This window comes from Hydrogenophaga sp. L310, assembly GCF_055703065.1.
Genome location: NZ_JBVPZA010000020.1, coordinates 48,330 through 59,883 on the forward strand (window position 1 = coordinate 48,330; position 11,554 = coordinate 59,883).

General features: G+C 65.4%; 13 protein-coding genes. 8 read left to right on the plus strand and 5 right to left on the minus strand.

Annotated features, from left to right (window positions below):
* Positions 1-24: 24 nt before the first annotated feature.
* On the minus strand, positions 25-564 hold the full coding sequence (locus tag AC0GNO_RS21770) for a hypothetical protein (protein ID WP_472905492.1): 540 nt from the start codon (positions 562-564) through the stop codon (positions 25-27).
* A 139-nt stretch (positions 565-703) separates the two neighbouring features.
* Between AC0GNO_RS21770 and coaBC the strand changes: the two genes are divergently transcribed.
* Entirely contained in the window at positions 704-1,930 is a 1,227-nt protein-coding gene (gene coaBC / locus AC0GNO_RS21775) for a bifunctional phosphopantothenoylcysteine decarboxylase/phosphopantothenate--cysteine ligase CoaBC (RefSeq protein WP_472905493.1), read from the plus strand.
* Positions 1,931-2,019: 89 nt separating this feature from the next.
* Entirely contained in the window at positions 2,020-3,090 is a 1,071-nt protein-coding gene (locus AC0GNO_RS21780; RefSeq protein ID WP_472905494.1) for an MBL fold metallo-hydrolase, read from the plus strand.
* Between the two features lies 1 nt (position 3,091).
* Here the strand turns inward: AC0GNO_RS21780 and AC0GNO_RS21785 are convergent, their stop codons facing one another.
* Complete coding sequence (locus tag AC0GNO_RS21785; protein ID WP_472905495.1) at positions 3,092-4,210, minus strand: substrate-binding domain-containing protein; 1,119 nt, start codon at positions 4,208-4,210, stop codon at positions 3,092-3,094.
* A 118-nt stretch (positions 4,211-4,328) separates the two neighbouring features.
* On the opposite strand from AC0GNO_RS21785, the gene AC0GNO_RS21790 reads away from it, so the two are divergent.
* Genes AC0GNO_RS21790 through AC0GNO_RS21800 form a run of 3 tightly spaced genes read left to right on the plus strand, consistent with a single transcriptional unit; the run spans position 4,329 to position 6,672 of the window.
* Positions 4,329-5,057 (plus strand): ABC transporter permease, encoded by a 729-nt coding sequence (locus AC0GNO_RS21790; RefSeq protein WP_472905496.1) that lies wholly within the window; start codon positions 4,329-4,331, stop codon positions 5,055-5,057.
* Entirely contained in the window at positions 5,054-5,836 is a 783-nt protein-coding gene (locus tag AC0GNO_RS21795) for an ABC transporter ATP-binding protein (protein ID WP_472905497.1), read from the plus strand. Before AC0GNO_RS21790 ends, AC0GNO_RS21795 begins: the two co-directional genes overlap by 4 nt.
* Complete coding sequence (locus AC0GNO_RS21800) at positions 5,833-6,672, plus strand: ABC transporter substrate-binding protein (RefSeq protein WP_472905498.1); 840 nt, start codon at positions 5,833-5,835, stop codon at positions 6,670-6,672. Before AC0GNO_RS21795 ends, AC0GNO_RS21800 begins: the two co-directional genes overlap by 4 nt.
* Here the strand turns inward: AC0GNO_RS21800 and modC are convergent, their stop codons facing one another.
* Genes modC through modA form a run of 3 tightly spaced genes read right to left on the minus strand, consistent with a single transcriptional unit; the run spans position 6,673 to position 9,233 of the window.
* On the minus strand, positions 6,673-7,782 hold the full coding sequence (gene modC / locus AC0GNO_RS21805; protein WP_472905499.1) for a molybdenum ABC transporter ATP-binding protein: 1,110 nt from the start codon (positions 7,780-7,782) through the stop codon (positions 6,673-6,675).
* Positions 7,779-8,462 (minus strand): molybdate ABC transporter permease subunit, encoded by a 684-nt coding sequence (gene modB, locus AC0GNO_RS21810; protein ID WP_472905500.1) that lies wholly within the window; start codon positions 8,460-8,462, stop codon positions 7,779-7,781. The genes modC and modB overlap by 4 nt, the downstream gene beginning before the upstream one ends.
* A gap of 15 nt (positions 8,463-8,477) precedes the next feature.
* Complete coding sequence (modA, locus tag AC0GNO_RS21815; protein ID WP_472905501.1) at positions 8,478-9,233, minus strand: molybdate ABC transporter substrate-binding protein; 756 nt, start codon at positions 9,231-9,233, stop codon at positions 8,478-8,480.
* A 452-nt stretch (positions 9,234-9,685) separates the two neighbouring features.
* On the opposite strand from modA, the gene AC0GNO_RS21820 reads away from it, so the two are divergent.
* The 3 genes from AC0GNO_RS21820 (at position 9,686) to AC0GNO_RS21830 (ending at position 11,522) form a co-directional block, all read left to right on the plus strand.
* Positions 9,686-9,880, plus strand: a complete 195-nt coding sequence (locus AC0GNO_RS21820) for a hypothetical protein (RefSeq protein ID WP_472905502.1) — start codon at positions 9,686-9,688, stop codon at positions 9,878-9,880.
* Between the two features lie 63 nt (positions 9,881-9,943).
* A complete protein-coding gene (locus tag AC0GNO_RS21825) occupies positions 9,944-10,141 on the plus strand; it encodes a DUF4124 domain-containing protein (protein WP_472905503.1) in 198 nt (65 codons plus the stop codon).
* Between the two features lie 58 nt (positions 10,142-10,199).
* Positions 10,200-11,522 carry an ISL3 family transposase gene (locus AC0GNO_RS21830; protein ID WP_472905210.1) on the plus strand — a complete coding sequence of 441 codons (1,323 nt, stop codon included), beginning with the start codon at positions 10,200-10,202 and terminating at the stop codon, positions 11,520-11,522.
* The last annotated feature ends 32 nt before the right edge of the window (positions 11,523-11,554 follow it).

The window sequence follows — 11,554 nt, forward strand, 5'->3', positions numbered from 1 at the left end:
GACCGATCAACTGTCAGAACGCGCTCAGTTGTTGGCGCGCACGCGCAACGCGAATTTGCGGGTCAGAGAACCCTTGTTGCCATTGACGCTGGCTGTCGCGGTGATCAGGAATTCGTCGTCCTGGGCGCTGTGGTTGTCGTAGCAATTGGGAAAGCCCGTGCAACTCTGGGTGATCAGGCCGGTGTCCTCCTGGATCCGTAGGTTGCTGGTCAGGCTGGCGACCTCGGCAGCGCCAACGTTGACCCCGCTGACCTTGAAGCTGTAGCTCAGCGTATGGCCAGTCGGCACGCTGGCCGAGGTGTCGATGGCCCACTTCGATTCGGTCTTGCTGCTGACGGCGTAGGCTGGGTTTGGCGTGCCAAAGTCGGGTTCATTGCCGGCATAAAAACTGCCGTCGGCTTTGAGTTTGTCCAGTGGCAGGTATCCATCGTTGTCCGCGAACGCCAGATTGGGCAAAGCGCCCCCGGTTGGGATGATGTCGGGATCGTCCGATCCGCCACAGGCAACCTGTGTCACGAGAGTGCCGCAAAGGATCCAGGTCCGGAGTACGAAAGCGATACGCATGGCTTTGTGTGTTCGTCGTTGGGTTGAAGGTGTAGGCGGGGATTATCACTGCGGTTCACTGTGATGCGGGAGACCTGTCGGGAGAGATTGTGCCTGCATGTGCTGACCACGACCGCATACAAACTGATACATTGAAGCCATGAACGACCTCGCCGGAAAACACATCGTCCTCGGCCTCTCGGGCGGCATTGCATGCTACAAGGCGGCCGAGCTCTGTCGCACCCTGATCAAGGAGGGGGCCTCGGTGCAGGTGGTCATGACCGGGGCCGCCGAGCAGTTCATCACGCCGGTCACGATGCAGGCGCTGTCGGGTCGCCCCGTGTTCACCTCGCAGTGGGACCAGCGCACGTCCGGTGGCTCGGACAACAACATGCCGCACATCAACCTCAGCCGCGAGGCCGATGCGATCCTGGTGGCGCCGGCCAGTGCCGACTTCATGGCCAAGCTGTTGCATGGCCGGGCCGATGACCTGCTCAGCCTGATGTGTCTGGCGCGTCCGCTGGACAAGGTGCCGCTGATCCTGGCGCCGGCCATGAACCGCGAGATGTGGGCGCACCCGGCCACGCAGCGCAACGTGGCCCAGCTGCGCACCGACGGCACCACCGTGCTGGATGTCGGCGTGGGCGATCAGGCCTGCGGCGAAACGGGCGATGGCCGCATGCTGGAATCCGACGAACTGCTGTACGAGCTGGTGCGCTTCTTCACGCCCAAGGTGCTGGCGGGCCAGCAGGTGCTGGTGAGCGCCGGCCCCACGTACGAAGCCATCGACCCGGTGCGCGGGTTAACCAACCTCTCGAGCGGCAAGATGGGCTTTGCCATTGCGCGTGCGGCGCACGAAGCGGGTGCTCTCGTGACCCTGGTGGCCGGACCGGTGAGCCTGCCCACGCCGCGTGGGGTGGGACGCATCAATGTGAAGTCGGCGCTGAACATGCAGAAGACGCTCAACGTGCTGAGCCAGACAGCGAACGTGTTCATATCCGCCGCCGCCGTCGCCGACTGGCGCCCTGCGGAGTCGGCCAACGAAAAAATCAAGAAGGACGGCAGCGGCCGGGTTCCCACCTTGTCCTTCATTGAGAACCCGGACATCCTGGCCGGTATCGCCTCGGGCGCCCGGGCCCAGAACCGCCAGCTGTTCTGCGTGGGTTTTGCGGCCGAGAGCCACGACCTGCTGGCCAACGCCCAGGCCAAGCGCGAACGCAAGGGTGTGCCGCTGCTGGTCGGCAACATCGGGCCCGACACCTTCGGGCAGGATGACAACGCCCTGCTGCTGGTGGACGCACAGGGCACGACCGACCTGCCCAAGGCCTCCAAGCTGCAGCTCGCGCGCCAGCTCGTGGCCGAGATCGCGCTGCGTCTGCCCACCTGACCTGCCGCTTGCCTGCCCGGTGGTTCCGGTCTTATGATCATCAAATAAGTGCATGCTTATTCGATGATTCAAAAGACAGGAGACACCCCATGACCTCTCGGTCCACACCGGCACAGGCCGGCAACGCCCTCAACCCACCCACGAACACGCGCAGCCGCCGCGCGTGGCTTCGCATGATGGGGGGCGCGGGGCTCGGGGTGGCCGGTCTGGCCATGGTTCCGGAAGTGAGGCTCTTTGCCCAGCAGGTGCACGAGTTCATCGAAGGGCCACCGGTGCCCGACGTGAAACCCGAACAGCTGTCGCCGCACGTCTGGATGGTCTATGCCAAAGAGGGCTTTCCAACCCAGGAAAACCAGGGTCTGATGGCCAGCATCATTTTCGCCATCACCCAGAAGGGCGTGGTGGTGCTGGACACCGGTGCTTCGGTGCAGATCGGCCAGATGGCGATCCGCATGATCAAGACCGTGACGCCCAAGCCGGTGATCGCGGTCTTCAACAGCCATTACCACGGTGACCACTGGCTGGGCAACCAGGCTTTTGCCGAAACCTATGGCGCCGACCTGCCGATCCACGCGCTGGCCCACACGCGCGACCAGATCGCGGGCCATGAAGGCAATCTCTGGCGCAGCCTGATGGAGCGCTGGACCAACCAGGCGACGCTGGGCACCAAGGTGGTGGCGCCCAACAAGGTGGTCGAACATGGCCAGGTGTTCGACTACGGCGATGTGCAGATCAAGCTGCACCACTACGGCCGCGCCCACACCCCGTCCGACCTGTGTTTCGAGATCGTGCAGGACAAGCTCACCTACGTGGGCGACATCGCCATGGCGAACCGCATCGCCAACATGGACGATGGCTCCTACCCCGGTACCTTCAAGTTTTACGACGAGCTGAAGAAGGCGGCGGGCGACCAGCTCTGGCTGCCCGGTCACGGTCGCGGCAGCAAGGACCTGCTCGACACCTACGGCACGTTCATGAAAGGCATCTGGGAGCCCAGCGTGCACGCCGTCAAGGAAGGCATTCCCATCGATGGCGCCAAAGACCTGGTGATGAAAGATCCCCGCGTCGCCAGCCGCGCCAAGACCATGGACGGCTTCGACAGCAACATCGGCAAGTACACCAGCCTGGCATATCTCGAAGCCGAGAAAGAAGCTTTCTGATTCACCGCCACCAGGGCAGCAGGCGCTTCATCGCGGCGACCTCGCCACTGTGGTCGCTCGTATACCCCGGCAGCCGGTCCAGTCGCGCCTGCCACGCCTGGCTGCCCAGCAACGCCAGCAGGCGCTTGACGGCGGGCAGCTCCAGTGCCGACTTCAGGCACACCAGCAGGTAGCGCTCATCGGTCAGGGGCACGAAACCCAGGCCCTGGCTGCGGGCGGCGTATTCGGTGCCCAGGCCCGCATCACCGTCCCCGCTGGCGATCGCCTGTGCCACGGCGGCGTGTGAGCTCTCCACGCGGTCAAAGCCCCGCAGGTCGATCGGATCCATGCCCGCCTGGGCCAGCAGCTCCTCCAGCAGCAGGCGGGTGCCGGTGCCCTTGGCACGGTTGATGAAGCGCGCCTGCAACCGGGCCACATCGCGCATGTCCCACAGGCGCAGCGGGTTGCCCGGCGCCACCATCAGGCCCTGCGAGCGGCGGGCGAAGCCGATGATCTTGTGCGTGCCCGGCTTGAGCAGTGGCCGGTAGGTGCGCGCGCTCAGGCTGGTCGCGTCGGCGAACGGCTGGGTGTGAAAACCCGCCAGCACGCAGCGCCCTTCGTTCAGGGCGCGGATGGCGTCCACGCTGCCGCAGAAGCGGATGTCCAGGTGCAGGCCCGTCGCGCCGGCCACCGGGCTGGCGGCGATATCCTGCAGCTCGTTCAGGGCGTGGTCGTGGCTGGCGTACAGCGTCAGCACCTCGGCGCCGGCCGCGCTGGTCTCGGGCTCGAAGGCCAGCGCAAAAGCACGCTCCAGCTCGGCGCGCAGGCTTTCCATCTGCGGCCCCAGGCGCGCCTGCGCCAGCCGCTCCGCCATCAGCAGGCGCTCGCCGAACGGGCTGAGCAGGGCCGACTGGCCGCGTTCCCACACCAGCAGTTCCTGGCCGAGCTCGGCCTCCCAGGCTTTGAGCTGGCCCCAGACGTGGCGGTACGACAGGCCCAGGTAGCGCGCTGCGGCCGAGATGGAACCCCGCTCCCGGACGGCGTGCAGCACGTCCATCATGGCGTTGCGCAGCAGCGCATGGTGGGGCGTGCGGCCCGTGCCCTGGGCCGTGAGCGAATACGAAAGCTCGACCTTTCTCATGGGCGCGAGTGTGCCTCAAGCGACATCGCCGCCGGCCCGTCTCCTATGCACGCGGGTTCATACCGCGTCACTACGTACTCTCAAACCCGCAGTGCCCACGTAAGCTCGTTCGCACAATATGAACACCTTTTCCGATAGCGCGGGAACCGCGCTGCAACTGATTCTCTCGGGCGACGCCGGCCTCTGGGCCATCGTGCTGCGCTCGCTCGCCGTCAGCGCCACGGCCTGCCTGCTGGCCTGCAGCCTGGGCCTGGCGCTGGGCGCCTGGCTGGGGGTGTCGCGTTTTGCGGGCCGGGGCGTGGTGCTGACGCTGCTCAACACCTTTCTCGCCGTGCCGGCGGTGGTGGTGGGGCTGGTGGTTTACCTGCTGCTTTCGCGCTCGGGGCCGCTGGGTTTTCTGGGCTGGCTGTTCAGCTTCCAGGCCATGGTGCTGGCGCAGGCCCTCCTGGTGCTGCCGCTGGTGACGGCGCTCACGCGTCAGGTGGTGGAAGACGTCGACCGCAGCCACGGCGAGCAGTTGTCGTCGCTCGGCGCACGCCTGGGCCTGCGCAGCCTGCTGCTGGCCTGGGACGAGCGCTACGCCCTGCTCACGGTGCTGATCACCGCCTTTGGCCGCGCCATCGCCGAGGTCGGCGCGGTGATGATCGTGGGCGGCAACATCGAAGGGTTCACCCGCGTCATGACCACCGCCATCGCGCTGGAGACCAGCAAGGGCGACCTGCCGCTGGCGCTCGGGCTGGGCATTGTGCTGCTGGCCGTGGTGTTGCTGCTCAACAGCCTGGTGGCGCTGCTGCGCCGCTGGCGCGAGCACCTGGACGGTGGCGACCTGCGGATGGCCACGGCATGAGGATCGAACGCCCCACCGAAGGCAGCGCGGCCGGCGCCACGGTGCGACAGGACACCGTGCTGGAACTGCTCGACGTGAACGTGAGCCTGGGCCCGGCGGCCCAGGTTGAAGCGCTGCGCAGTATCACGCTCAGCATCGAGGCCGGTGAGCGCGTGGCCCTGGTCGGGCCCAACGGTTGTGGCAAGAGTACGTTGCTGCGCACGCTGCACGGTCTGCTGCCCATCGCATCGGGAGAGCGGCGGGTGCCACTGGCCTCGCGCATCGCCATGCTGTTCCAGCGGCCGCACATGTTGCGCATGTCGGTGCGCCGCAACCTGCAGCTCGGCCTGTGGCTCAGCGGCGTGCCCTGGGCGCATACGCGTGGTCGTGCGCAGCAGGCGCTCGTGCGCGTCGACCTTGTTCACCTGGCCGACCGCAATGGCCGCGCCCTCTCGGGCGGGCAGCAGCAGCGCGTGGCGTTGGCGCGCGCCTGGGCGCTGCAGCCCGACGTGTGGCTGCTCGACGAACCCACCGCCAGCCTGGACCCGCACGCCAAGCGCGATGTGGAGGCACTGATCGCCGACTTTGGCGACGAGCTGCCCGCGCCCGGCCGCCTGCCCCCCACGCTGGTGCTGGCCAGTCACAACCTCGGCCAGGTCAAGCGCCTGGCCAGCCGGGTGATCTATCTCGAACAGGGGCGTGTGCTGGCCGATCTGCCGGTGCACGACTTCTTCAACCAGGACCTGCTCGAACAAACTTCGCCGCAGGCCAGCGCTTTTGTCAAAGGAGAAACCACATGAAAGCTTCCCTCTCTTCCCGCCGCACCGTCGTGCGCCTGCTGGCCGCGGCCGGCTTCGTCACCGCTGGCCTGCTGGCCAGCACCGCCGCGCTGGCGCAAAGCAGCATCGTCGTGGCGTCCACCACATCCACCGAGCAGTCGGGGCTGTTCAGCTACCTGCTGCCTGAGTTCAAGAAAGCCAGCGGTATCGACGTGAAGGTCGTGGCCCTGGGCACCGGCCAGGCGATCGACATGGCGCGCCGTGGCGATGCCGACGTGCTGTTCGTGCACGACAAGGTGGCCGAAGAGAAGTTCGTCGCCGACGGTTTTGCGGCCAAGCGCCAGGAAGTCATGTACAACGACTTCGTGCTGATCGGCCCCAAGGCCGATCCGGCCGCCACCAAAGGCAGCGACATCGTGGCCGCGCTCAAGAAGGTCGCCACCGCCAACGCGCCCTTCATCTCGCGCGGCGACAAGAGCGGCACGCACGCGGCCGAGCTGCGCTTCTGGAAGATGACCGACACCGACGCCAACAAGGGGAGCGGCTACAAGGAATGCGGCTGCGGCATGGGCCCGGCCCTCAACATCGGCGCCAGCAGCGGCGCCTACGTGCTGGCCGACCGCGGCACCTGGTTGAACTTCAAGAACCGCGCCGACCTGACGGTGCTGGTCGAGGGCGACAAGCGCCTGTTCAACCAGTACGGCGTGATGCTGGTGAGCGCCGCCAAGCACCCGCAGGTGAAGACCGCCGAAGGCCAGAAGTTCGTCGACTGGGTCACCGGTCCGGCCGGTCAGGCGGCCATTGCCGGTTACAAGATCGGTGGCGAGCAGCTGTTCTTCCCGAACGCGACGAAGTGATCAGCGCACCATCGCCACACCCTTGATCTGCGCAAACACCGCCATGCCGGGCGCGATGCCCAGCCGTTCACACGAAAGTCGGCTGATGCGCGAGAGCAGGCGCGTGTCCTGCCCCAGTCGCAGGCCCACCAACACCTGACCCGGTCCGTCCTCGCTCACGTCGGCCACCGTGGCCGGCAGGCAGTTGAGCACGCTGGTCTGCTCGGGCTGGATCAGCGACAGGCTCACGTCGCGCGCCTGGATGCGCACGCGAACCGGCGTGCGGTCCGGCAGCGGTGTGGCGCGCGTTTGCGGCAGCAGCAGCGTGCCGCCGTCAAAGCGCAGTTCGCACAGGTCGCTGTCGCTTTGCAGGCCGCAAGTCACGGCTTCCACCAGGGCGCCTGCGCTGTCGCCGTGGGCCAGCGGCAGATCAGCGCGCGTCATCAGCTCCAGCACCGGCCCTTGCGCCAGCACCCGGCCTTGCTCCAGCAGCACCACGTGGTCGGCCAGGCGCGCCACCTCGTCGGCCGAGTGCGTCACGTAGACCACGGGGATGTCCAGCCGCTCGTGCAACTGTTCCAGCCAGGGCAGGATCTCGGCCTTGCGCGCCGCGTCCAGCGAGGCCAGCGGCTCGTCCATCAGCAGCACCCGCGGGCTGGTGGCCAGCGCCCGCGCCATGGCCACGCGCTGGCGCTCGCCGCCGGAGAGTTCGTGCGGCATGCGCCGCAGCAGGTGGCCAATGCCCAGCAGCTCCAGGCCATGGTCCCAGCCGTGGCGGCGCTGCGCGGGCGGCGTGCGCTGAAAGCCGAAGCGGATGTTGTCTTGCACGCTCAGGTGGTCGAACAGGCTGGCCTCCTGGAACACATAGCCCAGCGGGCGCCGGTGCACCGGCAGGCACACGCCGCGCGCGCTGTCTTGCCAGGCTTCGCCCAGCACATGGACGACACCGCGCGCGTTCGGCTCCAGCCCGGCCAGCACGCGCAGGCAGGTCGTCTTGCCCGAGCCCGACGGGCCGAGCAGCGCGGTCAGGCCCTTGCCCGGCAGGGCCATGTCCACATCGAGCACAAAACCCGCGCGGTCCAGCCGCGCCTGCAGCTGCAGCCCGGTGGCTGAAGCGGTGCGGGCCGTCATGCAGCGCCCCTTCGACCGCGCTGGTTGTAAAGGTGCAGCGCCAGCAGGCAGACGAAAGAAAAGCCCAGCATCACCGCGGACAGTCGGTGCGCATCGCCGTACTCCAGCGCCTCGACGTGGTCGTAGATCTGCACCGAGGCCACGCGCGTTTCGCCCGCGATGTTGCCGCCCACCATGAGCACCACGCCGAACTCGCCCACCGTGTGGGCAAAGCTCATGATGATGCCGGTGACCAGCCCGGGGCGGCACAGCGGCAGCACCACGCTGAAAAACGTGTCCAGCGGCGAAGCCCGCAGGCTCGCCGCCACCTCCAGCGGGCGGTTGCCCATGGCCTCCATGGCGTTGTGCACCGGCTGCACCATGAAGGGCAGCGAATAGAACACCGAGGCCACCACCAGGCCGGTGAAGCTGAAGGGCAGCAGACCCAGGCCGAGCGCCTGCGTCCATTGGCCGACCGGGCCGTTGGGCCCCATGGCCACCAGCAAATAGAAGCCCAGCACGGAAGGCGGCAGCACGATGGGCAGCGCCACCACCGTGGCCAGCGGCGTCTTGAGCCACGAGCGCGTGCGCGCCAGCCACCAGGCCAGCGGCACGCCCAGCAGCAGCAAGATGGCCGTGGTCAGCGTGGCGACCTTCAAAGTCAGCCCGATGGCCTGGAGATCGGCGGGGGTCAGCAGCATGGGGTGCGCGCGGTGTCAGATGTCATATCCGTACGAGCGGATCAGGTCTTTGACGTTCGGGCTTTTCAGCAGCGTGAGCAGCGCCTGCGCCGCCTCGTTGCCCGCACCGCGTTTCAACAACACGGCGTCTTGCCGGATCGGGTCGTAGAGCGTCTGCGGCACCACCCACATCGAGCCGCCCTTGAGCCGCCCACCCTCCAGCACCTGCGACAGCGCCACAAAGCCCACCGCGGCGTTGGCGGTGTGCACGAAGCTGTAGGTCTGGCCGATGCTCTCGCCCTGCACCAGCTTCGGCGCGAGCGCGGCGCTCAGGCCCAGCCGGTCCATCGCCTGCACCGCCGCCGCGCCGTAGGGCGCCAGCTTGGGCGCCGCGTGGGCCACCTTGCCCAGGCCGGGGCTTCGGAGGACGTCGCCCCGCGCGTCCACCGTGGTGGCGCTGGCCGACCACAGCACCAGCTTGCCGGTGGCGTAGGTGAAGCGGCTGCCCGGCTGCGTCAAACCCTCTTTCTCCAGCGCCTCGGGCGTCTTGGCGTCGGCGGCCAGCAGCAGGTCAAACGGTGCGCCGTTCCTGATCTGCGCGTAGAGCTTGCCGGTGGAACCCAGCGTGATCTTCAGCGTGTGGCCCGTGGTCTTTTCCAGCACGGCGGCGATGGCCTTGATCGGCTCGGCGAAGTTGGCGGCCACGGCGACCTGGGCTTCGGCGGCTTGGGCGGTGGTGTGCGCGAGCGTGACGAAGAGCAGTGCGGTCAGAGTGCGAAAGGGCAGGCGCATGGGGACCTCGGGTTGTTTGCTGGGACGGTTGCAGGACGTCGGGCACTCGTTATCCCAAAATGGAATAGCGAGTGTAGCAAGGCTTGGGCGGTTGCGGCGCATGTACTGTGGTTCCCAGAACAACCCCTATTTGGGGGATGCCTTCAAACGGCAAACCGCACGAGGAACTGAACCCAAAAGGCAACACCGGGGCTATAGTGCTTGCGGTGGACGGTTGGTCGAAAGTGGGGCGCTACTCCCATTGGCGCAACGACGGTTGCGAAAACCCTGGCGATTTTTTATTCCGGTATGTTTAGCCATAACAAGAAGATAGCCTCATGATTTCAAATGGGTTTTGACTACCGGGCATATCCAGTGATTAGTCGTCAGTATGAGCGTTGGCAAGAAAACATCCGTCTCTATACTTGAGACTTTCGCATCACTTCTTCAAACCTAGTAATAGAAAGCAACATATGGAAATTTCAGACATCTGCATGAAGCTTACAAAAATGGCAGGCTCAGGAATCCTGGATGAGAATTCCAGCAGAGCTTGTGTACAAGCAGTCAATCTTCTGAGTCAATTCCGTCAGATAACCCTTTCGGACAATTCACCTGAAACAGTTGCATGCTTGCTTAAAGCCATTCTTGCAGAGCAAGGTGAGGGATAGTAGAACTGTGTTTAAGAAAAATTTCGCGAAATCCGATAAACAAATCCAACCCAAAATTATATTATGGTTTCGTTTTTAAAATCTATTAATTGCCAGCCATTTATATTTACTCTTCTGCTGCTTCTCGGTCAAACAGCCAGCGCCACTTATAGATGTACAACATCAGAGGGAAAAACAATATATCAGGAAACTCCATGTGCAATAGGGAAGGCTCAATGCCGTTTTGCATGGAACTTGACCTTCAACTCCGATGCGTGGTGAGTGAGTGAGGTTGCTGGATACTCTGGTTGCCGCCACCCTGACAACTTCGTAACCGACCATGAGCCTGAGCACCGAAGCCCTGTTCACCGCAGCCCTTGGGTTGCAAGCCCCCTGGCGTGTCGAGCGCGCCGAGTTGAGCACCGCCAAGAAACGCATTGACTTTGAAGTGGTCTGCACCGAGCGGCGTCTGACCTGCCCACACTGCGGCGCACCCGATCAAGGCATCCACGAGAGCATTGAGCGATCGTGGCGCCATCTGGATTTCTTCCAGTTCGAGGCCTGGCTGCACGCGGCCATACCCCGCGTAGCCTGCACCGCCTGCGGCAAGACCAGCCAGGTGCCGGTGCCCTGGGCGCGCGAGGGCAGCGGCTTCACGCTGCTGTTTGAAGCGCTGGCGCTGAGCCTGTGCAAAGAACTGCCCGTGGCCCACGCGGCCCGTCACCTGCGCGCCGACGCCAAAGCCTTGTGGCGGCGCATTGACCACTACGTCAAGCTTGCGCGTCAGAAGGACGACATGAGCGGCGTGCGCCACATCGGCATTGACGAGACCAGTCTGCGCAAGGGCCACGAATACGTCACGGCCGTGCACGATCTGCAGCAAAAGCGCCTGCTCTTTGTCACCGAGGGACGCGATCACCAGACGGTCAATGCCTTCACCAAAGACCTGTCCGAGCATGGCGGCAGCGCCCAGGCGATCAGCCATGTGAGCATGGACATGAGTGCGGCCTACCTGAAGGGGGCACAGCAGCAACTGCCGCAGGCGGCCATCTGTTATGACCGCTTTCATGTGGCGGCACTGGCGGGCAAGGCCATGGATGAGGTGCGCGCGGCCGAATTCAAAAGCCGACCCAACGCCGTGGCGCAAGCGCTGGGCGAGCTGGACCGCGCCAGCAGGCGCAGTCTGAGCTGGGCCATGCGCACGCACCATGCGAGCTGGAATCAGCGGCACATACAGGCGATGTACGCCCTGCAGCGCACGAACTTGCAAAGCGCACGGGCCTGGCGCATGAAGGGGGCGCTGCGGGAGGTGTATGAGACAGCGGCGCACAGTCAGAGCGAGGAGGTGGCGCGCACGGGACTTGGGCGCTGGATCGCCTGGGCCATGCGCTCGCGCCTGGAGCCCTTCAAGCGGCTCGCACGCACGCTCAAGACGCACTTTGAAGGCGTCATCGCGGGCATGCAGCAAGGACGCAGCAACGCGTTTGTGGAGGCCATGAATGGGCTAATGCAAAACGCCAAGCGGGCCGCACGCGGATTCAGAACGAGCAGGAACTTCATCGCCATTGCGTACCTGCGCCTGTCCAAGCTCAAGCACCTTCCAGCCAACCCGTTCGAGCACGCAGCGCCGCGCTTCGCAGGCCTCACCACGCATCGGAGTTGAAGGTCAAGTTCCATGCAAAACGGCATTGAGCC